Origin of the sequence: Xanthomonas sp. WCS2018Noco2-27, assembly GCF_031843525.1 — a bacterium.
Taxonomy (GTDB): Bacteria; Pseudomonadota; Gammaproteobacteria; order Xanthomonadales; family Xanthomonadaceae; genus Xanthomonas.
This window is the reverse complement of record NZ_JAVTIK010000005.1, coordinates 168,556-192,726: the sequence shown is the minus strand read 5'-3', so window position 1 is coordinate 192,726 and position 24,171 is coordinate 168,556. Positions and strand designations below refer to the sequence as shown.

Annotated in this window: 23 protein-coding genes and 2 other RNA genes; 16 read left to right on the top strand and 9 right to left on the bottom strand. The window is 65.1% G+C overall.

The genetic code is table 11. The features are described from left to right. Window positions 1-3 precede the first annotated feature (3 nt). Genes RQH86_RS11310 through RQH86_RS11290 form a run of 5 tightly spaced genes read left to right on the top strand, consistent with a single transcriptional unit; the run spans window position 4 to window position 6,045 of the window. Window positions 4-1,056, top strand: coding sequence for a hypothetical protein (locus RQH86_RS11310; RefSeq protein WP_055848303.1), 1,053 nt, complete (start codon window positions 4-6; stop codon window positions 1,054-1,056). Window positions 1,057-1,107: 51 nt separating this feature from the next. After that, a complete protein-coding gene (locus RQH86_RS11305) occupies window positions 1,108-2,415 on the top strand; it encodes a hypothetical protein (protein WP_311238542.1) in 1,308 nt (435 codons plus the stop codon). A gap of 18 nt (window positions 2,416-2,433) precedes the next feature. After that, the gene (locus tag RQH86_RS11300; protein ID WP_311238543.1) at window positions 2,434-3,663 is read left to right on the top strand and encodes a hypothetical protein; all 1,230 of its coding nucleotides are present in this window, start codon (window positions 2,434-2,436) and stop codon (window positions 3,661-3,663) included. Window positions 3,664-3,674: 11 nt separating this feature from the next. Then, on the top strand, window positions 3,675-4,520 hold the full coding sequence (locus RQH86_RS11295) for a hypothetical protein (RefSeq protein ID WP_311238544.1): 846 nt from the start codon (window positions 3,675-3,677) through the stop codon (window positions 4,518-4,520). Between the two features lie 16 nt (window positions 4,521-4,536). Next, window positions 4,537-6,045: a hypothetical protein gene (locus RQH86_RS11290; RefSeq protein WP_311238545.1), complete on the top strand. Its 1,509-nt coding sequence runs from the start codon at window positions 4,537-4,539 to the stop codon at window positions 6,043-6,045. 153 nt (window positions 6,046-6,198) lie between these two features. Here the strand turns inward: RQH86_RS11290 and RQH86_RS11285 are convergent, their stop codons facing one another. Continuing rightward, window positions 6,199-7,014, bottom strand: a complete 816-nt coding sequence (locus RQH86_RS11285; RefSeq protein ID WP_115528897.1) for a polysaccharide deacetylase family protein — start codon at window positions 7,012-7,014, stop codon at window positions 6,199-6,201. A 60-nt stretch (window positions 7,015-7,074) separates the two neighbouring features. On the opposite strand from RQH86_RS11285, the gene grxD reads away from it, so the two are divergent. Together grxD and RQH86_RS11275 are read left to right on the top strand one after the other, a co-directional pair. Then, window positions 7,075-8,001 carry a Grx4 family monothiol glutaredoxin gene (gene grxD / locus RQH86_RS11280; protein WP_055848291.1) on the top strand — a complete coding sequence of 309 codons (927 nt, stop codon included), beginning with the start codon at window positions 7,075-7,077 and terminating at the stop codon, window positions 7,999-8,001. Between the two features lie 98 nt (window positions 8,002-8,099). Then, entirely contained in the window at window positions 8,100-8,969 is an 870-nt protein-coding gene (locus RQH86_RS11275; protein ID WP_311238546.1) for a hypothetical protein, read from the top strand. A 96-nt stretch (window positions 8,970-9,065) separates the two neighbouring features. Here the strand turns inward: RQH86_RS11275 and RQH86_RS11270 are convergent, their stop codons facing one another. Then, window positions 9,066-9,626, bottom strand: coding sequence for a DUF924 family protein (locus RQH86_RS11270; protein WP_311238547.1), 561 nt, complete (start codon window positions 9,624-9,626; stop codon window positions 9,066-9,068). A 140-nt stretch (window positions 9,627-9,766) separates the two neighbouring features. Here RQH86_RS11270 and RQH86_RS11265 point away from each other — a divergent pair, with 140 nt between their 5' ends. The 6 genes from RQH86_RS11265 (at window position 9,767) to RQH86_RS11240 (ending at window position 14,863) form a co-directional block, all read left to right on the top strand. Then, entirely contained in the window at window positions 9,767-11,164 is a 1,398-nt protein-coding gene (locus RQH86_RS11265; protein ID WP_115554586.1) for an amidohydrolase, read from the top strand. Continuing rightward, window positions 11,161-12,441, top strand: a complete 1,281-nt coding sequence (locus tag RQH86_RS11260; RefSeq protein ID WP_311238548.1) for an amidohydrolase family protein — start codon at window positions 11,161-11,163, stop codon at window positions 12,439-12,441. Before RQH86_RS11265 ends, RQH86_RS11260 begins: the two co-directional genes overlap by 4 nt. A 269-nt stretch (window positions 12,442-12,710) precedes the next feature. After that, window positions 12,711-13,292, top strand: coding sequence for a hypothetical protein (locus RQH86_RS11255; protein ID WP_311238549.1), 582 nt, complete (start codon window positions 12,711-12,713; stop codon window positions 13,290-13,292). Beyond that, complete coding sequence (locus RQH86_RS11250) at window positions 13,289-13,708, top strand: DUF2809 domain-containing protein (protein WP_311238550.1); 420 nt, start codon at window positions 13,289-13,291, stop codon at window positions 13,706-13,708. Before RQH86_RS11255 ends, RQH86_RS11250 begins: the two co-directional genes overlap by 4 nt. Window positions 13,709-13,743: 35 nt before the next feature. Next, complete coding sequence (locus RQH86_RS11245; RefSeq protein WP_311238551.1) at window positions 13,744-14,499, top strand: hypothetical protein; 756 nt, start codon at window positions 13,744-13,746, stop codon at window positions 14,497-14,499. 22 nt (window positions 14,500-14,521) lie between these two features. Continuing rightward, window positions 14,522-14,863 carry a hypothetical protein gene (locus tag RQH86_RS11240; protein ID WP_311238570.1) on the top strand — a complete coding sequence of 114 codons (342 nt, stop codon included), beginning with the start codon at window positions 14,522-14,524 and terminating at the stop codon, window positions 14,861-14,863. Between the two features lie 204 nt (window positions 14,864-15,067). Here RQH86_RS11240 and RQH86_RS11235 read toward each other — a convergent pair. Beyond that, a non-coding RNA gene (locus tag RQH86_RS11235) (sX9 sRNA) lies at window positions 15,068-15,132 on the bottom strand. Between the two features lie 73 nt (window positions 15,133-15,205). On the opposite strand from RQH86_RS11235, the gene RQH86_RS11230 reads away from it, so the two are divergent. Then, entirely contained in the window at window positions 15,206-16,807 is a 1,602-nt protein-coding gene (locus tag RQH86_RS11230; protein WP_311238552.1) for a rhamnogalacturonan lyase B N-terminal domain-containing protein, read from the top strand. A gap of 143 nt (window positions 16,808-16,950) precedes the next feature. On the opposite strand, the gene RQH86_RS11225 is transcribed toward RQH86_RS11230, so the two are convergent. The 3 genes from RQH86_RS11225 to RQH86_RS11215 form a co-directional block, all read right to left on the bottom strand. Next, window positions 16,951-17,026, bottom strand: a non-coding RNA gene (locus RQH86_RS11225) — sX9 sRNA. Window positions 17,027-17,281: 255 nt separating this feature from the next. Then, window positions 17,282-18,073 (bottom strand): cellulase, encoded by a 792-nt coding sequence (locus tag RQH86_RS11220; protein WP_238151853.1) that lies wholly within the window; start codon window positions 18,071-18,073, stop codon window positions 17,282-17,284. A gap of 357 nt (window positions 18,074-18,430) precedes the next feature. Continuing rightward, window positions 18,431-19,246, bottom strand: coding sequence for a cellulase (locus RQH86_RS11215; RefSeq protein ID WP_115528905.1), 816 nt, complete (start codon window positions 19,244-19,246; stop codon window positions 18,431-18,433). A gap of 580 nt (window positions 19,247-19,826) precedes the next feature. On the opposite strand from RQH86_RS11215, the gene RQH86_RS11210 reads away from it, so the two are divergent. Together RQH86_RS11210 and RQH86_RS11205 are read left to right on the top strand one after the other, a co-directional pair. After that, window positions 19,827-20,771, top strand: a complete 945-nt coding sequence (locus RQH86_RS11210; protein ID WP_115513876.1) for a DegV family protein — start codon at window positions 19,827-19,829, stop codon at window positions 20,769-20,771. Between the two features lie 86 nt (window positions 20,772-20,857). Further along, window positions 20,858-21,196, top strand: a complete 339-nt coding sequence (locus tag RQH86_RS11205; protein WP_259156458.1) for a hypothetical protein — start codon at window positions 20,858-20,860, stop codon at window positions 21,194-21,196. 324 nt (window positions 21,197-21,520) lie between these two features. On the opposite strand, the gene fghA is transcribed toward RQH86_RS11205, so the two are convergent. The 3 genes from fghA to RQH86_RS11190 form a co-directional block, all read right to left on the bottom strand. Beyond that, window positions 21,521-22,351 carry an S-formylglutathione hydrolase gene (gene fghA, locus RQH86_RS11200; RefSeq protein WP_115513878.1) on the bottom strand — a complete coding sequence of 277 codons (831 nt, stop codon included), beginning with the start codon at window positions 22,349-22,351 and terminating at the stop codon, window positions 21,521-21,523. A gap of 57 nt (window positions 22,352-22,408) precedes the next feature. Continuing rightward, window positions 22,409-22,984, bottom strand: a complete 576-nt coding sequence (gfa, locus tag RQH86_RS11195) for an S-(hydroxymethyl)glutathione synthase (protein ID WP_055850259.1) — start codon at window positions 22,982-22,984, stop codon at window positions 22,409-22,411. A 67-nt stretch (window positions 22,985-23,051) separates the two neighbouring features. Then, entirely contained in the window at window positions 23,052-24,161 is a 1,110-nt protein-coding gene (locus tag RQH86_RS11190; RefSeq protein ID WP_055848253.1) for an S-(hydroxymethyl)glutathione dehydrogenase/class III alcohol dehydrogenase, read from the bottom strand. Between the last annotated feature and the right edge of the window lie 10 nt (window positions 24,162-24,171).

Genomic DNA, 24,171 nt, shown 5'->3' with positions numbered 1-24,171 from the left:
CGCATGCGCACTCATGACGATCGCCCGCAGGCGGTCAAACATCTGGTCCGTCAATCGCTGCGTTCGGCGGCCAAGGCGCTGGGCACCCGCGACCCGTTGCCCTACGTCGATGGCTTGATCGACCGCACCTTCTACCTGCCCGACGACGATGTGTCGTACGCACGCAACTCGCTCACACCCGGTGCGGTGCCCTACGAACCCTCGTTTTCAGAATCCGAACCCAACCTGCTGCGCTTCACCATCGAACCGTTGGGCCCGGAGGCCTCGCCGGTGGCACGGCGCGATGAAGCCACCCGCGAAGCACGCAGGTTGATCGCGCCGATCTTCGGCCAGGATGCCTTGCGCTGGTTCGACAGGCGCAGCGAAGCATGGCGCGGCTTCGGCGGCTTGAGCTGGATGAACTACGGCGCCTGGTTCGGTAGCGCGTTCGATCAGGATGGGCTCTACGCCACCAAGATCTACTACGAGCTGCTGCCCAATCAGATCGATGCCTTGGCGCCCGCGTTGTCGCGCTTGACCAAGCTGGCCTGCGACGAGCTGCCCGGACTGGTGCCGATCTTCACCTCGATCGGCTGCAAGCGCGATACCGGTAGTCAGCGGGTGACGTTCTTGCATCGCGGGGCATTGGCGGTGAATGGACTGGGCCCGTTGATGAACCGGCTTGGCATCGGACATCAATTGCCGGGGTTGATGCGCGTGGTTGGTGTCGCCCTGGGTGGGCGGTTCGAACTGCCGGCCGGTGGCGTGCTGATCGGCCTGCGCGATGCGCCCGATGGTGCGGAGTTGAAACTGGAAGTCCTGCTCGCTGCCATTCCGGACCTCCCGGCGCGCTTTCTGGATCTGCTCAAACTCGGCCTGGCCGAGCGCCCCCGGCAACTGGCTGCGCTGGCGCGCTGGCTGGATGCCTTCGGCATGGACGATGCCGAGCAACAAGGGCATTTCTCTGTGCTCAGTATCCGGGTGACGCCGAATTCGCCGGCACGCATCAGCTTGTACGTACGACCGATCGAGTTCGAAATGCGCGAAGCCATCGAAGACGCGCGCGCCCTGCAGTGAGTCGCATCACCTATCGCCTTTCCATCGCCCCCCTGTCGTGCAGGAGTTGCCATGAGTGCCATTTTTCCCGCAGCCGGATCCAGCGCGCGCACGGCCACACCGCCTGGCAACCGCGAAACACACGACGCCGCACGCCTGGCCGTACGTCAGTTGCTGGAACGCAGCGACGCGTTTCATGAGCTGCCTGCCGACAAGCGCGCAGTGTTGGCGAAGGGGCTGGTGCAGATCGGCGCCTATCTCGCCGAACCTGATGGCGTACGCCTGAAACAGCAGAGCGCGCCCGTGCGTGCGATGGCTGGCGAAGATTCCACGCCTCTGAAACAGGAAGACCAACCAGAGTTCGGACAGGCCCTGAAGACCGGCGTACAGCAGGCCGGCGCACTGATGGCAGCGGTCAATTTCCCCACCTTCGTCTCGGGGCTGATCAATGGCGTGTTCCACTCCATCGTCACCTCGTCGATCGAGCAGATGGAGGCGTATGCCAAGTTGGTCGCCGACGTATCCAAAAGCCTGAATCAATTTCGCGACGACAACACCACCCAGAATCAGGGCCGCGATCATCTGGTGGAACAGTTTCCGGACATCTTTCAGCTGCAGATGGGAGACGATGCATTCGGCGATTTCGGTGGCAGCGGCGACACCGGTGCGCCACCGCAACCGCGCGTGGTGATGCGCCAGGATGTCGACGAACGCGCCGCCATCGCACGCGTCAATCAATCGCTGCCGCTGGACAAACCGGTCACCACGCTCAATGACGATCTGGTCGAAGCGGTATTGGTGCCCGCTGCACGTACCCAGATCGCCACCGGCCGCCAGCAGTTGCTGGCCACGCTGGTGATGCTGGGCATCAACCGCATCGTGGTCACCGATGGGCGCATCTCGGCCAAGGTGCTGTACGACTTCCAGGCACGCGACGACAGCCGCTATCGCTACAGTGCCAGCAAGATGGACCACCAGAAGGATATATTCGGCAACGTGCAGAAAACGCGCGGTTACGAGGGCGATTACGACTACAAGAGCGATGGCGGCACCTCTAGCCAGAGTGCTGACGGCTCCAGCGACAAGCGCGATGGCAGCTACTACGCCAAGGGCAGCTACAAGTACAACGAACAGCCCATCATCAAGATGATGAGCACCTCGCAATTGCAAAGCGATTCTTCGCTGCAAGCCAAGGCAAGCCTGGCAGGACAAGTCGAGGTGAACTTCAAGAGCGATTATCTGCCGCTGGAAAAACTGGCCAATCCCGAGTCGATTGCGGCGATCCAGATGAATGCGCAACCGGGCATGGTGAAATCGTTGGCCACCAACCGCCCTGGCAGTAACACCGCTGCTGCGCCCTCCGCTCCACCTGCGGCATGACCTGGGATCACCACTGCCATGCATGCACTTGCCACAGACAGTTTCAGTGCGACCTCCGGTCATCCCGCCTGGCTCGACGACGACACCCTGGCGGCCGTGCGGCCGCAGGTGCGACGCCTGCTGGAATCCTCGCCTGGCTTCCGCCAGTTGCCAGTGGCCGAGCAGCAGGAAATGGCACGCAATATGGTGCGCGTTGCGTCCTACATGTCCAACCCCGACGGACTGGCAAAACAGGAGCTCTCCACCGATGGCGGCATCCTTGCGCGCGACACGCCGCCAAGCGCGCGCGCACTCGCCGACCCCGTTGGCCAGGCCAAAAACAAGGCATCCGACAAGATCGGTACGTTTGCCGGTAGCGACTTCACTGCCGCCTCGGTGGAACAAGGCGGCGACAACTTCAAGAAGTACATCGGCTCGGTCGATTTTCCTGCCTTCGTCGGCGGGTTGATCCAGAACGTGTTCCAGGCCATCGTCGATGCCTCCATCCAGCAGATGAATGCCTACGGCGAATTGCTCAAGTCGGTGGCGCAAACGGTGGATCAATTCGCTACCGACAACATCAGCATGAACAATGCGCGCGACTGGCTGGTGGAACGCTTTCCGGAGGCGCTGACCATCGAGACCGATGGCGATGCCGGCCCGCGCGTGGGCGTGCGCGACGAAGATCAGGCAGGCGCGGTACTGACGCAGATGAAGGACGACATGCAGCTGGCCCAGCCCATCACCGACCTGTCCGACCCGGAGCAGGAAACACGCCTGGTGCAAGGCGCGCGGTTGCAGATGGCACGCAGCCGCCAACAGCTGCTCTCGTCGATGGTGATCCTGGGCATCAACCGCATCGTGGTGACCGATGGCGCGATCAATGCCAAGGTCGTGTTCGACTTCCGTGCCTCCGACTCTGCGCAGCGCACCGCGGGCGCTTCGTTGTACGACACGCAATCCAGCTACAACCGCCGCAAATCCGGCGCCGGCATCAACCTGGGCTGGGGGGCTGCCGGCACCGTCAACACCAATGTGCAGCGGCACATGACCACGGTGCAATCCTCGGTCAACGAAGAGTCGTCCTCGGATCAGGAGATGAAAGCAAAACTGACCGGCGAGGTGCGGGTGAACTTCAAATCCGATTACTTCCCGATGGAAAAACTGGCCTCGCCCGGCATGATCGCCAGCATCCAGGGCAATGCCACACCGTTCAACCCGAATCCGCCGCCGGCCGCTGCTCGTCCTGCCGCCGCACCGGCCGTCTGAGGAATCGCCGCATGCGCCCGCCCTCTGCACCCCGCATCGCTGCAGCCTGGCCGCATCCCTACGCGACCTTGCTGCAGGCGCTGGCCTTGGCACAGGCAAACGTGGCGGTGCACGACGCGGCGCTGGCCCGCACATTGGCCGAACTGGGCGAGATCGACCTGCCGCCCGGCGCACCGAATGCGCAGGATCGCCCGCGCCTGCTGGCAGTTGCACCACTGTATTTTGCCGCTGCGCTGGAACAGGCTGGCGTTTTGCCCGCCGCCGAACAAATCGCCGCGCTGTTTGCCAGCGGCGCGATCACCCAACCGCTCGGGCCTGGCACCCAATCGCTGGCCACGTTCTGGCGCAGCCGCCGCGAACGACTCAGCGCGACCGAGCGCAATGCGATCTTCCAGCGCGTTTTCGAACAACCGCATTTCGATCGTCTGATGCAGGCGTTATGTACTGCGATCGTCGCCGAAGCAGATGGCCGCGACATGCGCGAAGACGTCGCCCTGGCCGCCACCGCGCAGACGATGGGCGAGTTTCTGTCGCAGCGTGCCGATGCGATGGCGGCGATGGCCGCGCGCGAGATCGTGGACAATCTCAACGCTGCGTTGGGCATGCTGCGCGACCGCCAACTGCAACTGGCCTTCGGCGTGCAGTCGCTGTGGATGTTGATCGGCGTGGCCAATCCCGGCACTGCGCACTCACAGGCCTTCGCCGAGCAGGGGCGCAACGGCCAGCAAGTGCTGGCATGGCTGGCCGCACAGGACCTGGCCATGCCGCTCGGTCTGGAGGCCGCACGCGCCGAAGATGGCGCAGTGATGGCCGCTGCGCAGCGCTGGTTGCTGTCGCTTCCGCAGCCGGCGGCCTAGGCCTGGGGGCCCCGTCATGCCTGCCGCCCGCATCCTGCCGCCGACCTCGCTCACCGCATCGCGCATGCCGCCAGGGCATGCGCCGCAGCCCTGGGTTCGCGCCGCCGTGCGCGAGGTGCTCGAACGCGCGCCTCACTACCAGGCACTGACACCGCACGACCGTCAGGCGCTGGCACGCTCCATGGTGACCGTGTCGGCGTTGGCAGCCGATCTGCTTGCCGAAGAACACGCCGCAGATCAACAGATCGCTCGGACCGCGCCTACGGTATTGGCGCGCGCGCAAGAGCAGCAACCCGCATTCGGCGACGCTGCGCAGCGGATTGCCGACACCACGCGCGGCGTGCTCAACGCGGTGTCGTTTCCACGCTTTGTCACCGATCTGATCAACGGCGTGTTTCGCGCGATGCTCGACTCCAACGCCCAGCAAATGCAGCAATACGTCGAACTGCTGGGCGCCGTTTCGGCCTCGGCCAGCGGTTTTGAGCGCACCCAATTCGGTCTTGCGCAGGTTCGCCAGTGGGTGGCAGAGCATTTTCCCGAAGCGATCGAATACGACGCACCGGATCCAGCCGACATGCCCGACCCGGACGAACAGGACCAACAGCGGCTCCGCCTGCGTTCCGGCGCCAGCATGCCGGTGGCCGACGACATCCGCGCAACGTTGGGTCTGGCCGACGACGAATCGGTGGACGCCTCCAACCCGGAGCAGCTGGTTCCACTGGCACGCCGTTACCTGGCCCGCCAGCGCCAGCAGATGCTGGCCACGATGGTGGCGATGGGCATGCAGCGCATCGTGGTAGACAGCGGCCGCATCAATGCCGCGATGCGCTTTCATATCGATACGCGCAGTGCCGCCAATGAAGACCGCGGCAGCCAGTTCAGCATGCAGAACCGCGTCAAGGCCTCGGGGAAATTCGGGATGGGGGCGTGGGGCGCGAGTGCGGAGATCGAGAACAACATCGGCTATGTCTCCACCCAGCGCTCGCAGCGCACCGAAGAAATGAATACCGATCTGGATCTGAGTTCTTCGGTGGAACTGAACTTCCACAGCGATTATCTGCCGCTCAACCAGATGGCCGCGCAAGCCCAGGCGGATCGCATTCGCAGCGCCACCTTGAATCCCTCTGCGGACATCCCCGACCCCAGTGCGGCGCGTACTGCGCGCCTGCAGGCGCAGCTCACCGGCGAGCGCGAACGGCGCAGCGGCATGGATGCCGCGATCGCCGGCAGCACCGCGCCACGCCCGGCAAGCCCCTCGCCGCCCAATGCCACACCCGCGCCTGCGGCGGCACGCCCGCCACCTACCGCACCGACAGCACCGTCTGCGGCCGCCCCACGCAGCCCTGCCGCGGCTGCGCCGAGCGCTGCAGCAGCCAGGGCAGGCGGCAGTCGTGCACCAACTGGAGCAAGCGCAGCTAGCGGCATGCCGGCCGGTCGCCAGTCGCCCACACCAGCGTCCAGCACAACCACGCCTCCCGCAGCGGCGACGCGCCCGGCTCCAGCAGCAGCCGCACCCAGGGCCTGATCCAGCGCCATGCCGATGAAGCTACGCCACGCTTGATCCGGTTCAACGCCATCGCATCAACAGCAGCGCCCCGCAAAAGCGCCGCACCACCGCACCCTTGCGCGAAGGCAGGCCATCGTCACCGCCATCGCTGAATCTGAGGATGTCGCTCAGCTAGGAACTGTGAGAGTCGTTGCAACTGCTCGACGCCCTGGCCATCGGCACGATTCCCACCAGCCCACGCACCCGCATCGCCTCCAGCACGCCACGCAGGATGGTCAGGTTATGGCCGTGCGCGGCGCCTTCGTGCAGCAGCACGATCGCGCCGGGGCGCAGGTCGCGCACGATCCGCGCAACAGTGGCGTCCGGTTCGCAGCGCACGCCGTCGAAGCCGCGCGCGCTCCAGGCCACGCGGGTCAGCCCGTGCGCACGCAGCGGCGAGGCGACGAAGGGGTTGGTCATGCCGACCACCGAGCGGTACAGCCGCGGCGCCTGCCCGGTGATACTGGCCAGGGTGCGCTGCGCCAGGCCGATTTCCTGCGCCATACGGCGCGGCCCCAACGCCCAGAACCAGGCCTGCGGATGGGTATGGCTGTGGTTGCCGATGCCGTGCCCGCGGCGCACGATCTCGCGCACCAGCTCCGGCCGCTGCTCGGCACGCGCACCGACCACAAAGAAGGTGGCCTTGGCATCGTAGGCATCGAGCAATTCGAGAATGGCCGGGGTGTCGTCGGACGGGCCATCGTCGATGGTCAGCCAGACCTGCGGCGCGTGACCGGGCAGCCGCGCCACCACCGGCGCGTACAAGCGTGCGCGCGGCAGGAAGACCGGCACCACGAATACCGCATGCGACAGCAGCAGCGCAGGCAGGCCCCAGGCCCAGCCCAGATGCCACCACAGCACCGCCACCGCCACCTGCGAGAGGGCAAACAAGCCCACCCAGCGGTAGGGGTGGGAGGGGATGCGATACAGCGTTTCCGGCGTGGTCATGCCGCATGATGCCACGCGGCGTAGAATGCCCAGTCTCCACGCTCTCACCGAAGTGCTGCCATGTCCCTCGACCCCGCCCTGCGTTCCCGTATCGATACGCTGCTGCAATCCAGCCGCGTGGTGCTCTTCATGAAAGGCCAGCCCAGCATGCCGCAGTGCGGTTTTTCGGCCAAGGCAATCGGCGTGCTGGACGGACTGGGCATCGACTACGCCCACGTCAACGTGCTGGCCGACCAGGAGATCCGCGAGGGCATCAAGGCGTACGGCGACTGGCCCACCATTCCGCAGTTGTACGTGGATGGCGAGTTGATCGGCGGCAGCGACATCATTTTGCAGATGGCCGACAGCGGCGAGCTGAGCACGATGCTCGGCCTGCAGGCGCCGGATCGCAGCCCGCCGAAGATCACCATCACCCCGGCCGCGGTGGACATGCTCAAGGGCGCGCTGGCCGATGCCCCGGATGCGTCGCTGACGCTGGCCATCGATGCGAATTTCCAGCCGAACTTCCAGCTGGCGCCGACCAACCCGAACGCCATCGCGGCCGAATCCAACGGCCTGCGCGTGCAGTTCGACCTGGCCAGCGCGCGCCGCGCCGACGGCATCACCATCGACTGGGTGGACGACATCCGTGGCCGTGGCCTGGCCATCGACAATCCCAACGCGCCCAAGCCGGTGCAGGAGCTGTCGGTGCGCGATGCCGACGACCGCCTCAAGGCCGGCAGCCTGACCCTGGTGGATGTCCGTCCGGCCGACGAACGTGCCCTGGCGACGGTCAATGCACCGTTCCGCACCCTGGATGCGCACGAGCGCCTGGCGATCGAGCAACTGCCCAAGGACACCCCGCTGGCGTTCCTGTGCCATCGCGGCGGGCGCAGCCTGCAGGCGGCCGAGCATTTCCGCGGGCTGGGCTTCAGCAACGTCTACAACGTCACCGGCGGCATCGACGCCTGGTCGGACGAGGTGGACAACGGCGTGGCGAAATACTGAGCGCGGCCAGGCACGCCACGCACCACTGCATACCGAAACGGGCGCTCCTTGGGGCGTCCGTTTTTTCATGGATCGACACCCACAAGGACCCCGCCGCAATGCAAACCTCTTTGATAACGCTCGCCCTGGCCGCCCTGTTGCCGCTGGCCGCACAGGCCGCCGAACCCACCCGCGCTGTGCTGCTGGTGCAGACCTACGACAGCCAGCCGTCCGAGGATCCGCTGGAATACATTCCGGTGTGGCTGGGCAAGACCGTGGCCAAAGACTCCACCATGCCCAAGTCGCTGCTGAGTCAGCCGCTGCAGGCCTTCGATAACGGTGTCTCCACCGCCAACGTGCGGCTTGCTGCACTGACCGTTGACGACAACAGCATGTGCGGCGGCACCTCGAAACTGCGCTTGAAGGGCAACCCCGCGCTGTCGCACTCGCCGCTGTTGTCGACGGTGGATCTGAATCCGGGCAAGCGTTTCGCCGGCCGCGCCGCCACCGCTGCCGAACAGACCGAGTTGCTGCGCCAGGCCGGCGACACCGCGCAGTTGCGCAAGACCGTCAAGCCGGCGGAATTGTCCAAAGCGCTGGCGGCCTTCACTGCGGACCGTGCGCAGGACACGGCGTCACTGCAGATCGTGACCGATGCACAGCAGCCGCAGCGGCGCGTGGCGGTGCTCACCTCCAACCACCCGACCAAGACCGGCAACCCGGACAACCCGACCGGCGTGCTCGTCGTGCTGGCGATCTTCGAACACGACGGCAACCGCTGGCAGTTCCGCCGCGGCAGCGCGGCCAGCGGCTGCGACGATTGTGAAGATCTGCCGCTGCGCACGCACCTGCTGCAGTTCGGCGATATCGACGGCAATGGCACGCTCGACTTCGTACTGTCGGAGAGCGGCTACGAAAGCTACGGCTTCTATCTGCTGCTCGGCGAAGGCACCGGCTGGCGCTCGGAAGGATTGCCGGGCGGCTGCTGATCGGGTTGCTGCCCCCTGCGCGATGCCGGTTGTGGCATCGCGCATCGGTGCGGACCCAGCATCAACATGCGTGGCGTGGACAGGCCACGCCGGTGCTCAACCGGCAAATCCACCGTCATCGAGAAACTGCTGCTCTTCGGCGGTGGTCTCGCGTCCCAGCACCGTATTGCGATGCGGAAAGCGGCCAAAGCGCTGGATGATCTGCTGATGCTCCGCCGCCCAGCGCGTGGCTTCCGCATCGTCCAGTGCAGCGGTCAGTTGCAGGGCGCGCGCCTGCTCCTGCAGATCCTCTGCGTGCCCGAACGGCAGATAGAAAAACAGCCGCAATTGCGCCGAGACCTGTTGATCGAACCCCTGTTCGAGCGCCTGCTTGGCATAACGCAATGCCAGCCCGTCGGTAGCGTAGGCGTGCGCACTGCCCCGGAACGCATTGCGCGGGAATTGATCCAACAGAATCAACAGCGCCAGTGCGTCTTCGGCACGCACCATCCAGTCCGCGTAGTCGCCGCGGGCGGCGGCAAAATGCTGCTCGCTGAAGTGCTGGCGAAAGTTGGCATCGAACGCATCGTTATGCGTGAACCAGCGCGCGGAGCCGGCCAGTTCCCAGAAGGCCAGCACCACATCGGCCTGTTTGTTGCGCTCTGTTTTGGCAATCATCGACGTTCCCCCTGACGAATACGGCACAGCATGCACGTGCGCATGTGATGAGGCCACCGCTCCCCGACCTCCAGCACTTGGCAAGTACGGCGCTGGCGGCTAGGTTTGCGGCCTACGCTTTCGTTTCACCGGGGAAATCCATGCGTTCCATTCTGTTCGCCGCCCTTGGCGCGGCGCTGCTGTGCGGGCCTGCGTCTGCGGCATCGCGGTTTGTGCAAGACCCCTACCCCAGCACCTACCACGCGCTCGCGTCCGGTCCGGTGCTGATCCAGCACGCCACGGTGCTGACCGGCACCGGGCAGCGGCTGGACGATGCCGACGTGCTGCTGCGCGACGGCAAGGTGGCCGCGGTCGGCCGCGCACTCGAAGCGCCCGCCGACGCGCGCCGCATCGATGGCACCGGCAAGTGGGTCACCCCCGGCATCATCGACGTGCACTCGCATCTGGGCGTGTATCCCAGCCCCGGCGTCAGCGCGCATAGCGATGGCAACGAGATGACCGCACCGGTCACCCCCAACGTGTGGGCCGAGCATTCGATCTGGCCGCAGGACCCGGGCTTCGGCACCGCGCTGGCCGGCGGCATCACCTCGCTGCAGATCCTGCCGGGCTCGGCCAATCTGATCGGCGGGCGCGGCGTCACGCTCAAGAACGTGGCCTCCACCACCTACCAGGGCATGAAGTTTCCCGGTGCGCCGTGGGGCCTGAAGATGGCCTGCGGCGAAAACCCCAAGCGCGTCTACGGCGAAAAGGGCGGCCCCGCCACGCGCATGGGCAATGTGGCCGGCTACCGCGCCGCGTTCATCGATGCGGCCGAGTATCTGCAGAAGAACGCGCCGAAAAAGACTGCCAAGAAGCGTCACTGGTGGAGCAGCGGCGGCGACAACGACAGCAGCGGCGATGCCGGCGGCAAGCGCGACCTCAAACTCGACACGCTGGCCGGCGCCATCAACGGCGACATCCGCGTGCACATCCATTGCTACCGCGCCGATGAAATGGCGACCATGCTCGACCTGTCCAAGGAATTCGGCTTCCACATCGCCGCCTTCCACCACGGCGTGGAGGCCTACAAGCTGGCCGACCGGCTGGCGCAGGAAAACGTCTGCGGCGCGCTGTGGGCCGATTGGTGGGGCTTCAAGATGGAAGCCTTCGACGGCATCCAGGAAAACATCGCCATGGTCGACCGCCCGGCCAATAGCTGCGCCATCGTGCATTCGGATTCGGAAGAAGGCATCCAGCGCTTGAACCAGGAGGCCGCCAAGGTGATCGCCAACGCACGCCGCAGCGGCACCGAGATTGCGCCCGAGCGCGCCATCCGCTGGCTCACCAGCAACGCCGCCAAGGCGCTCGGCATCGAGCAACAGACCGGCGCGCTGGAGCCGGGCAAGATGGGCGATGTGGTGGTGTGGAACGGCAATCCCTTCAGCTCCTATGCGTTGGCCGAACAGGTGTATATCGACGGCGCGCAGGTCTACGACCGGCATAACCGCGCCCTGCAGCCGGTGTCGGACTTCATGCTGGGCCAGGAGGTGGCACGATGAGCCGCGCCTGGTTCGCACGCCCGCGTCTGCGCGCGTTGAGCGCGCTGGTCATGGCCGCGCTGGCACTGCCTGCCGTCGCACAGCAGGTGCTGATCCGCGATGCCACCGTGCACACCGCCACCGCGCAGGGCACGCTGCAACACACCGACGTGCTGGTGCAAAACGGGGTGATCCGCGCGATCGGCAGCAACCTCGCCGCGCCTGCCGATGGCCGCGTGGTGGATGCCAAGGGACGTCCGCTGACGCCGGCCTTGTTCGGCGGCATCACCGAGATCGGTATCGAAGAAGTGTCCGGCGAAGACAGCACCGTGGACAGCGGCCTCAAGCTGGCCGAGCAACCGATGCGCCCCGAGTTCGACGTCACCCTGGCCTACAACCCCGACTCGGTACTGGTGCCGGTGGCGCGCGTGGAAGGCATCGGCTTCACCGCGCTCGGCGCCACCACCAGCGGCACCTTCATCGCCGGCCAGGGCGGCATCGTGCGGCTGGACGGCAGCCCGGACCCGGTCGGCCCGCATGCGTTGTTCATCCGTATTGGCGCGGCAGCATCCGATCTCACCGGCAGCTCGCGTGCGGCGCAATGGATGCTGCTCGATCAGCTGGTGGCCGAAGCGCGCGGCCGCGTGCCGGCGGATTCGCCGCATGCCTTGCTGACCCCGATGGGCCGCAGCGTGCTGGCCAAGTATCTGGCCGGGCAAGGCCGCATCGTGGTGCAGGTGGAACGCGCCGCCGACATCCGTCAGTTGTTGCGCTGGGCGCAGCGCGAAAAGGTGCGCATCGCCATCGCCGGTGGCGCCGAAGCCTGGAAGCTGGCGCCGCAACTGGCGCAGGCCAAGGTGCCGGTGTTGGTGAACGCCTTGGCGGATCTGCCATCGACCTTCGATCAGATCGGCGCCACACTGGAAAACGCCGCGCGTCTGCGCGCCGCCGGTGTCGACGTCAGCTTCTCCCAGAGCGGCGATGCCTCGCACAACGCGCGCAAGCTGCGTCAGCTGGCCGGCAATGCGGTGGCCAATGGCTTGCCGTGGGAATCCGGCCTGGCCGGGCTGACCCGCGTGCCCGCGGAGATCTTCGGCGTGGCCGATCGTATCGGCAGTATCGCAGTGGGCAAGCAGGCCGATCTGGTGCTGTGGGACGGCGACCCGCTGGATGTGGCGCATTACGCCGAGCAGGTGTGGCTGGGCGGGCGCGAGATGCCGATGCGCTCGCGTCAGACCGAACTGCGCGACCGCTACATGCAGCAGGCTGGACCGCTACCGCGTGCGTATCTGAAATAAGACCAGCGAACACACCAACTGAGCGGCCGCCAGGTGCGTGCGGCCGGTGCTCGGAATCGACATGGACGCCTCGTACACTACGATTCTTTTGCTCCGGCCACGCTCAGCTGGGGACTGCTTGCTGCACATTTCATTGCCCCACGTGCGTGCTGCCTGTGTGGATGCGTGTCGTGTATCGCAATGGTTTCGCCAGCGCAGGCCCGCGCATGCATCGGCCCGCGCATCCACCCTCGCCGGCAGCGTGCCGGCACCATTTGCAAGGACTGCCGATGCGCCTGCCGCGCCGCCTGATGCCATCCATCATCGCTGCCTCCCTGGGCTTGATGCCGCTCTCGGGCATGGCGCAATCGGGATGGATCAACGCGCAGGGCGAAGCGGTTGCAGAATCGCCCAGCCGCAAGACCGTGCAGGACATGGGCGCCAGCCTGCTACTGACCCCGGATGCGGACTGGCAACAGAAATGGAACACGCCCAGCGACACCGCTCCGCACTTCAACGAGGTCGACCACGTCGCCACCGGCGACACGCTGTTTGTGCTGATCTTCCTGTCCAACCCGGGGCTGGATGCGCAACGGCGCGCCGATGTGGTGTGCAGCATCCGCGTCATCGACCCTACCGGGCATGCCGAGCAAAACACCGTCGATGCGCCGTGTCTGCAGACGCAGATCGAGGGCGACCCGCGCCATGTTTATCTGGCGCAGGTCAGCCTGGGCGTGCGTGCGGAGGCCAGCGACCCGCCCGGCCGCTGGCAGGTGCAGGTCACCGTCAACGACCGCCAGCGCGGCATCCGCATTCCGCTCGTCAGTTCCTTCACCATGGGCCGTCAGCGGCCGGCCGCAAAAACGCCATGAGCGACCTGTCATTCCGCGCGCGTGCGGGCTACGTGTTGGTGGCCGTGGCGCTATTCCTGATCGAAGTGGCGATCGCTGCGGGATGGATCGGCGGTGCGTGGGTGCGCGGCAGCCTGGGCGATGTACTCGCCGTGGCACTGGTCTACTGCGGCCTGCGTGGCGTGTTTGGCTGCCCGCCCGGATGGGCCTGCCTCCTGGCCGTGGGCATCGGTTGCGCGATCGAAGGCTTGCAGGCCATCCATCTGGCCGACCGGCTCGGCCTGCGCCCAGGCAGTGCGGCCTACATCGCGCTCGGCAACACCGCAACGCTGCACGATGTGCTGATGTATGCCATCGGCGGCGCGATGTCCTTTGGCTGCGATGCGCTGTTGCGACCTCGACGCCGCGCAATGCCTGCAGCGCCCCACATTGATTGATGCTGGTTGATTGATCCCGTTCGCCCTGGACTGCCATGCCTACCCCTCTGGTTTCGACCATCACCCGCTGCGCCGCCCTTGCCACCGTACTTGTGCTGGGTGCATGTGGACGCGATACAACGCCTGCACCGCCCTCGAGTGCCGGGGCGATCGCTGCTGCCGCCACGACGCCTGCCCGCACAGCACTGACGCTGCACTGCGAAGATCTGGACGATGCAGCGCAGGAAACCGCCGCCATTGCCGCAGGCGCCGGCGATCGCGTGCGGCGCGTGGGGGCGCATCGGTTGGAAGTGAAAACCGATGCGGGCACGCAGGTGTTCGACGACAGCCCACCCTACGATGAGCCGCTGGATGGCGCCGAGTACCGCTATTGCGATCGCCGCGATGCCTACGTGTTGCTACATCACCGTGATGGCGACAATTTTGGCGGCGTGTTGATCGACACCCGCAGCGGTAAGCAGCTCCCCGGCGGCACCCAGGTGGTGATTTCGCCGGACCGCAGCCGCTATCTGGCCGTTGTACAAGTCGACGGCATGGACGGCGAGCAGTGGCGCGTCCTGGATTTCAACAAGCGCACGCTGATCTCCACCACCAGCATGCTGCTCAGCCAGGATGCCACCACCGGTATCGCCGAACTGAGCGCGCCGCAGTGGTTCGGCACGCAACTGCAGGCCACGGCGACCTGTCTGAGCGACGACACCCAGCACTGGCAGGTCCGCCTGGCCAACGCGCAAGGTGCATGGGATTGGCAGCCGCGCCGTGCTTGCGATGCCGCCGACCCCTCCCAGTGACATGATGTTTGAAGGCGGCGGCTTGCGCTCGATCCAGCGCGTGGTATTGCGCCAGGCACCGGCCAATCTGCAGCGCGGGATCGAGGCGGTGGGCGGACGCCTGATCCTCACCGCCAACGCGCTGTTGTTCCAGCCGCACGCGCTCAATGTGCAAACGCGTTCGCTCACCGTTCCGCTGAATCAGATCGTGTCGCTGCACCCGCGCTGGACCCGGCTGTTCGGGCTGCTGCCGGTGGCACCGACGTCGCTGGCGGTGCAGGTGGACAACGGCGACGAGCACCGGTTTGTGATCGGCAAACGCGACCAATGGATTGACGCCATCGCCAGCGCACGTGACGCGTTGAGCCAAGCCGAGCAGCCCTGAAACAGCTACGACCAACTGCAGCCATCGCGGTCATGCAGCAACGCGCCGTCTCCAGGTCGCAGTACAAGCGTGACCCGCACTTAGATTCATTGCGGAAGTTTGAACCGGGCGCACGCTCTGCATCTTCGACGGTCGCAGCCAAGGTCCAGCCCGCCTAGCATCGCGCATCGGCATCACGGCCACGTCCTCCCCTCAACTAAACGCGGCTAACACAACGTAGCGAGCAATCGTCAGGTGTGTCTCAGAACCGGAGCGTACGAGTGGTACATGCCGCTCCGAGCACCGGCCGCACCGGCCTGGCGGTTGCACCGTAGCTTTGTTAGCAGCTCTAAGGAACTGAACATGCGCCACTCCATCCTGCGCACGCTGGCATGCGCGCTGTGTCTGTACGGCAGTGTCAGCGCGCCTGCCATGGCCGCCTTCGGATTCACCCGCAGCGGCGACCGCGTGGTGGTGGACACCGGCGCCGAGCTGGTGTTTTCGGTCAACGCCAACAACGGCGACATCGTGTCGATGCGCTACCGCGACAACGAGCTGCAGACCACCGAATCGAAGGGCTCGCATATCGCCTCGGGACTGGGCAGTGCCAACGTGGAGGCACGCGTCGTGGGTGGGGCGATCGTGGTGTCGGCCAAGGCCGGCGATCTGACCCAGTACTACGTCGCACGCAAGGGCCGTAATGCGATCTATATGGCCACCTACGCGCCGACATTGCTGCCGGTGGGCGAGCTGCGCTTCATCGCGCGCTTGAACGTCGCCAAGCTGCCCACCGCGCAGCAGGAGCCCGACTCCAATGTCGGCACCGTGATCGAAGGCGAAGACGTGTTTTTGCTGCCGGACGGACGCACCAGCTCCAAGTTCTATTCGGCGCGCCGCATGATCGACGACCAGCTGCATGGCGTCAGCGGCTCGGGCGTTGCGGTGTTCATGCTGATGGGCAATCGCGAGCGCAGTGCTGGTGGTCCGTTCTTCAAGGACATCGCCACGCAGAAAACCCGCGTAACGCATGAGCTCTACAACTACATGTATTCCGACCATACCCAGACCGAAGCATTTCGCGGCGGCCTGCAGGGTGTGTACGGCCTGTTGTTTACCGATGGCGGCGCACCGAGCAGTGCGCAGCTGAGCACCGACTTTGTCGATGCCACGCTGGGATTGAGCGGCTATCTGGCTGGCAGCGGGCGTGGTGCGGTGGGTGGGCGGGTCAGCGGCGTTCTGTCCGGCCAGCCGGCCGTGATCGGCCTGCGCAACGAGCAGGCGCAATACTGGGCCACTGCAAACGGCAGCGGCGATTACCAGATTGCCGGCGTGCGGCCGGGCCGCTATCGCATGACGCTGTATCAAGGCGAACTGGAAGTGGCGCAACGCGATGTCGAAGTATTCGCCAATGCCACCGCGCAGGCGGCCTTGCAGGCAGTGCCGTTGCCGGGCACGGTGAAGTGGCAGATCGGTGTGCTCGACGGCACGCCGGCCGGATTTCGCCATGCCGAGTTGTTGCCGCGCGCACACCCTTCCGACACGCGCATGCGCTGGACACCGGTCACCTACACCGTCGGGTCGAGCAGCGTGGGAAGCTTTCCGGCCGTGCAGTGGCGCAGCATCAACACGCCCAGCCGCATCGACTTCACCTTGGCCTCCAATGAACTCCGCAGCTATCGCCTACGTATTTTCGTGCCGCTGGCGCAGGTCAGCGCGCGCCCGCAGATCGCCGTCAACGCGCGCTGGAATGGCCCGCTTCCTGCCGCACCCAACCAACCCAAGACGCGCGGCATCACCCGTGGCACCACGCGCGGCAACAACACGCTGTATGAGGTGGATATCCCCGCCTCGGCACTGCAGGCCGGCAGCAACCGCATCGAGATCGGGCTTGCATCGGGATCGCCGGACAACGGCTTCCTCAGCCCCGCGGTGGTGTTCGACAGCATCCAGTTAGTGGCGCTCTAGGAGCGGCCAACAAAACGCAGCGAGCAGTGGTCAGGTGGGTAAGGCATGCCAAGAACCGCAGTGAAGGCTGAGTACATGCCGCACCGAGCACCAGCCGCGCATGCCTGGCGCTGAGTACTGTCGTTTTTAGTTGCTCCAAGACTGGCTAAAAAACGCAGAGAGCAGTCGTCAGGTGGATGTGGACGGCGCGCTCATAGCCGGAGTGCGCGCATGGCACCTGCCGCACCGAACGTCGGCCGCGCCTGCCTGGCGGTGAGCATTGCAGGTTTGTTAGCGGCCCTAAATCGCTTGCGGCCTGGAAGCACCTATATGACCACCACTGCACAAACGCATGTGCAGTGGTGACCATGACTCAAGCTGCTGGTGTCATCTTTTGAGGCGCCGCATCAGCTGGCGCACAAAGATGCGCCACATCGTGCGACGCATGCATCGACTACGTCATCGCGACATCGCATCGATGGAAAGTCGTCGCGTTTACTTGGCCGCAATCGAGCCGGTCAGCGAGACCGTCCCCATCCCGCCGGTCACCTCGAAACCGCCTTCCACCACCTGCAGATACAGCTCGCTGCTGTAGCGACCATCGCCACCGCGTAGCGTCTGCAACCTGGTCAAAAACGCCTTGACGTCCACATTGAGGTTGCCCTTGGCCGGAAGCGCGTTGCTGTTGCCGGCGCTGCCATGTGGGATGAAGGTGTAGACGTAGTAGCCGGCGGCTGAGTTATTGCCTTCCCACAGATCGTAGGTCACGCCGCCAGAGGTGAATGCATTGGACGCGGTCAACGTGCCCAGCGGGTACGAATTGTTGGCGCCCCAGATCATCACTTCCAGCTGCGGATTGCCCTTGCTGGTGTCCTTGCGGAAAAACAGATCGTAGGCAAAGTCGCCGGTCTGCCCACTGCCCTTGGTGGTGAAGGCCAGCGTGCCGCTCAGGCTGCCGACCTTCGAGACCTGATGCGGGAAATAGCTGTCGGTGGCCGGGTTCATCGTGTAATGCCAACCGCGGCAGATGGCCGGATAACCGTACAACTGCCCACTGGGCAAGTTGTAGGAGACCGTCAGGCTGGGCGTGCTGCCAGACCCGAATGTCGCCTTGATGTTGTTGTTGCTGTCGTTGAAATTATTGTTGTAAGCGTATTGCGTGCCGTAAACCTTGGTCTCGCCGGTCGCGGCGCTGGCGCTGGAGGCAACCAGCACCAAGGCCAGCGTGGTGGCGTGCAGCAGTAAGCCGCGACGCAAGGGCAAACGGAAACGTTCGTGCACGTGCATGAGGTGAACTCCGATGATGGATAGGCGGGCCACGCTCGCCCGCTGGCAACACGCCAGCGGGTGGGCGATGACCGTGGATGCATCCGGCGCAACGACGCCTTCGCGCCGCACCGGATGCCCGCGCACTGACGGGGCGCGGACATGGACATCCCTGCAGACCGATCACCGTGGCCTCATCCGATGCGCGACACATGCGTTGCATGCGCCGCACAGACGACCACGTCATTGTTGCGATGCGACTGAACCCAGTAGCAGTGCAGGTAGCAGCGCGCGGGCGGCGGTGCATATCGTCAACGACACACCGCTGCATGGACCGACCGCGTCGCTGACGGTCCATGCGCCGCTCATCAGGGGCTGTTACTTGGCATCCATCGTGGCGCTGACCTTGGCCCAACCATTGCCGCGCACCACTTCAAAGCCGGCCTCGGCCGCATGCAGATACATGCTGTTGTTGTAGCGGCCATCCTTGGAGCGATTGTTCTGCAGCCAGGTCAAGAACGGCTTGGCATCGATGTTGAGATTGCCACTGGTCTTGAGCGTCGGCTGGCCGGCGGTGCCGGTCGGGATGAAGGTGTAGACGTAGTAGCCGGCACCGGAGTTGAAACCCTCCCACAGATCGAACGTGCGCCCGCCTGCAGTGATCACCTTGGTGGCGGTCACCGTGCCGATCGGCCAGGAGTTATGGTCGCCCCAGATCATCACTTCCAGCTGCGGGTTGCCCTTGGCGGTGTCCCAGCGGAAGAAGATGTCGTAGGCAAAATCGCCTGCCAGATTGGTGCCGCCGGCGCTGTAGTTGAACTTGAACGGCAACGAGTTGATCGAGGAAATCTGCTTGGGAAACAGCTTGTCGCTGGTCGGATTCCAGTCGTAGTGCCAGCCGCGCACGATCGCCGGATATCCATACAGGTTGTAGTCGGCGAAGTTGAAGGTGACGGTGAGCTCCGGCGTGCTACCGGTGCCGAAGGTGCCCTGGATGATGTTGTTGGGATCGTTGAAATTATTGACCCACGCATAGTGGTTGCCAAAGATCTTGTACGGCCCGGCCAGTGCCGCCGGTGCCAGCGCCACCAGGCCGATCGCCAGCGCGGCCTTCCACCAGCGCGATGCGCGCCGCCGTGTGGTGGGCGCCTGCGCACCGGTTTGTGTGAGGGTGTTGGATGGGGTGGTGTGCATGTGGACTCTCCATGGTGTTCAGCGCGGCGGCGCCAGTGCGGCGCTCCCGGGACCCGCCCTGCAGCGGTTGCGGCCGACCCTAGCAGCGGCACTGCGGCAGGAGCTATAGCGATTCCGGCAGGACAGCCGTGCCAAGCGCGATAGCGGGCGCTACCTTGCACGCCGAGCGTGCCCTGGTCCTCAGTTCGTACCCAACTTCCTGTCGGTCCAGCATGTACCGCTCAGGTGTGTGGCCTGGCGCCGCACGCAAATGGTGCAGAGCCACATGCCCGTGTCGTCGTGTGGACGCCGGTGGCCGGAGGCTGCGCTGGTCGGACGCTGCCGTCTCGTTGTTCCTGCGTGCGAGGCGCTGTCCCTGCCAATCCACCTGGACCGACCATGCCGTGTCCATCTGCACAGTCACCACACGCCCGACGCGCAGATCACCGCGGGCATCGTAAAGAACCGCCCTTCGATAGACAGGTTTTGGTGCCACTGGCTGCCTCCCGGCATGGCCGGTCCGACCGCTGGACTACGCGCGGCGACCGTTTTGCGATAGCGTTCGCAGTTGGAAACGACGCAACAGCCGGAGGGGGCGACGATGCGCATCGGAATCGTGGTGGACAGTGCGTGCGATTTGCCGCAGGACTTCATCCAACGCAACAACGTGATCGTGCTGCCGATCAGCGTCCGTATCGGCGAGGCCGTGCTGGCCGATCATCGCGATGAAGAAGCCACGCTGAGCTTTTTGCAGGCGCATGTGGCCGAGCGCGGCCACGAGGCAGAAACCACACCGTTTTCGGTCAACCAGATCCGCGATCTGTTTCTGCAGCGTCTGGTCATCGATTACGACCACGTGTTCTGCCTGACCATCTCCAAGCTGCGCAGTCAGATCTACGACAACGCCATGCAGGCCAGCTTCGCGATCCTCAACGACTACAAGCCGATTCGCCAGGCCGCAGGTCACAGCTCGCCCTTCGCGTTGCGCGTGATCGATACCTTGAACCTGTTTGCCGGCCAGGGCATCACCGCGGTGGAAGCGGTGCGCCTGCGCGAGCAAGGCCAGGGTGTTGCAGCGATCCGCACGCGCCTGGAACAGTTGGCCGAGCACACCTACGGCTACATGATTCCGCGCGATCTGTATTACCTGCGCGCGCGTGCACGCACCAAGGGCGATCGCAGCGTGGGGCTGATCGGTGCGGCGCTGGGCAGCGCGCTGGATATCAAGCCGGTGCTGCGCGCGTATCGCGGCGTCACCGAACCGGTTGCCAAGCTCAAGGGCTTCGAGCCGTCGGCCGAGAAGCTGTTCGGCTTCACCGTGCGCAAGCTCCGCGAGGGCCTGATGACACCCACCGTATGCGTGGGCTATGGCGGCGAGCTGGCCGAGCTGCATGCCCTGCCCGGCTATGCCGCGCTGCAGGCAGCCTGCCAGAGCCATGGCGTTGAACTGTTCGAAAGCGTGATGAGCCTGACCGGCATGGTCAACGTGGGCAAGGGCGCGCTGGCGGTGGCCTTCGCCGCCGAACCGCACCGTTTTTCCGCCTGAGGCAAGCGCGTCACGACGCATGGCCTTCGACGGCGTTCTCACCCGCCCTCGGCTAGTGTGCCGCCGTCATTCAACGGAGTGTGTCCATGCCTGTCAGCTACTCGATCAGCCTGCCCGACCCCAAGCTCGCCCGCGGCAGCGCGCCGTCGGTGAGCTTCACCGCCAACGGCGCCGAGGCCTTCGCCGAACAGTTGCAGGCCGCACTGCGCGACCCGGCCTGGTTCGATCGCTGGCGCCAGCTGCAGGCCGACCCGGACGAGGTGGACCCCGCGCTGGGCATCACCGATCCGTCGGCCACCGTCACCGGCAAGCAGGACGATCTGCGCATCGATCTGGTCGCCACCACCAGCATCCCTGGCGATCTGTTCAAGCAGCGCATGCAGGCACTGGCAGGCCATCACTGGGAAATGCGCGACGTACGTTGACGGCGTGTATCAGATAGGCAGACACGCTGCGCAGCAACTGCGCTAGGTACGGTCAGAGGCATCGTGCCGCTTAAAGCCCCTCTCCCACCGGGAGAGGGATTTGGGTGAGGGTACGGCGCGAAGCCACTCACGCAATCACTCTCTGCACCAAGCTGTGGCCCGTACCCTCATCCGCCCCTGCGGGGCACCTTCTCCCGACGGGAGAAGGGAACTACGCACCAAGCCTAAGCAAGTGGCGACCGCAGCACATGCGGCAGGGTGCACATGTATCCACGGCGAGCGCATCCCGGATCACAGTCGCTTGCAACCGCAATAACAGCACACTCAACCACGCAATGCCGCAGCATGATGCGCAATATGCTCGCCAATAAAGCTGGCGATGAAGTAATAGCTATGGTCGTACCCCGGCTGCATCCGCACGGTCACCGGGTATGCCGCCGCCTTGGCAGCGTCTTCGAACAACCCGGTTTTCAGCTGGTTTTCCAGGAATTCGTCCGCCCCGCCCTGATCGATCAACAGCGGCAAACGCTCCTGAGCCTGTGCGATCAACGCGGTGGCGTCATACGCCTTCCAGCTGTCGCGATCGTCGCCCAGATAGTGCCCAAACGCCTTCTCGCCCCACGGCACCTGGCTCGGCGCCACGATCGGCGAAAATGCAGACACGCTGCGATAGCGGCCCGGATTCTTCAACGCGATGGTCAATGCGCCATGGCCGCCCATCGAGTGGCCGCTGATCGCACGCGCACCGGTGGTGGCGAATGTCGCTTCGATCAACGCCGGTAACTCGTTCACCACATAGTCGTACATGCGGTAATGCGCTGCCCACGGCTGCTGCGTGGCATCGACATAGAAACCGGCGCCCTTGCCGATGTCGTAGCCCTCCGCGTCGGCCACATCGTCGCCACGCGGGCTGGTGTCCGGCGCCACGACGATCACGCCGTGTTCGGCCGCGTAGCGCTGCGCGCCGGCCTTGCCGATGAAGTTCTGTTCGGTGCAGGTCAGGCCACTGAGCCAGTACAGCACCGGCAACGGACCCTCGGCGGCCTGCGGCGGCAGATACACCCCTACCGTCATGCTGCAATCCAAGGCCTGCGATTGATGCCGGTACACGTCCTGCCAACCGCCGAAGCAGGCGCGGTGTTCGATACGTTCCATGGAATTCCTTCGAAAGAAGACCGCGCAGCCGGCGTCACCGGCTGCGCGGCGGGTGGGTCAGTGCAGCAGACCCTTCTGACGCGCCACCTGGGCGGACAACGCGTCCATCAACCCCGGCGACAGGCAATCGTACGGCTGCAAGCCCAGCTCGGTCAGCCGCGCGCGCACGCCTTCCATCTGCTCCGGCGGCGTGCCGGTTTCGATGATGGACGACACGAACGCCGCAAAGCCCGGCGGCGACCAGCCCGACTGCTGCGACAGTTCGGTGTGGATGAAATCCAGACCGTAGAACGCGTGATCCTTTTTCTCGATGCGGCCGATCATGTGCACACCGCAGCCGGTGCACGCATGCCGCTGGATCGTTGCACTTTCATCGACGATCTTGAGCTTCTCCGCATGTGCGGTCACCGTGATCTTGTCGCGCGGCGCCACCGCGATCACGGAAAAGGTCGCCCCTTCCGGCTTCCAGCATTTACTGCAGCCGCAAGCGTGGTTGTGCGCGGTCTGCGCCGCCACGTCCACGGTTACCTTGTCGCTGGCGCAATGGCATTGCAGGGTTCCCCCTGCAAAGCCGCCGGCCGCCCCACGCGCTACTCCACTGTCCACCGAAGGATGAATCGACACGGTAGTCATCATGCCCCTCCCGGGTATCGGGTACTGCGTGCGCGGAAGCGGCCGCGCGCCGATCCTGGCCGTACGGTCAGAAATGAATCACGGTGCGGATCGACTTGCCTTCATGCATCAGATGGAAGGCCTCGTTGATCTCTTCCAGCGGCATGGTGTGGGTGATGAACGGGTCCAGATCGATCTCGCCCTTCATCGATTGCTCCACCATACCCGGCAATTGCGTACGTCCCTTGACACCACCGAAGGCCGAGCCGCGCCACACGCGGCCGGTCACCAGCTGGAACGGACGGGTACTGATTTCCTGGCCTGCACCAGCCACGCCGATGATGACGCTCTCGCCCCAGCCCTTGTGGCAGCACTCCAGCGCCGAACGCATCACGTTGACGTTGCCGATGCACTCGAAGCTGAAATCCACGCCACCGTCGGTCAACTCGACGATGACTTCCTGGATCGGCTTGTCGTAGTCCTTCGGGTTGATGCAATCGGTGGCGCCCATGCTGCGCGCCAGGTCGAACTTGCCCGGGTTGGTATCGATGGCCAGGATGCGCCCGGCCTTGGCCTGCACCGCGCCCTGGATCACCGCAAGACCAATGCCGCCCAGCCCGAAGACAGCCACGCTTTCGCCCGGCTTGACCTTGGCGGTGTTGTGCACCGCGCCGATGCCGGTGGTGACGCCGCAGCCAAGCAGGCAGACCTTTTCCAGCGGCGCTTCGGGATTGACCACCGCCAGCGAGATTTCCGGCACCACGGTGTATTCGCTGAAGGTGCTGCAGCCCATGTAGTGGAAGATCGGCTCGCCGTTGTAGGAGAAGCGCGTGGTGCCGTCCGGCATCAAGCCCTTGCCCTGAGTGGCACGCACGGCCTGACACAGGTTGGTCTTGCCGGACAGACAGAATTTGCACTTGCGGCATTCGGCCGTGTACAGCGGGATCACGTGGTCGCCGACCTTGACGCTGGTCACGCCTTCGCCGATCTGCTCGACGATGCCGCCGCCTTCGTGGCCCAGCACCGACGGGAAGATACCTTCCGGGTCATCGCCGGACAGCGTGAAGGCATCGGTATGGCACACGCCGGTGTGGGTGATGCGGACCAGCACTTCGCCGGCCTTCGGCGGTGCGACGTCGATCTCGACGATTTCCAGCGGCTTGCCGGGTCCGAATGCGACTGCTGCACGGGATTTCATTGGGATAGCG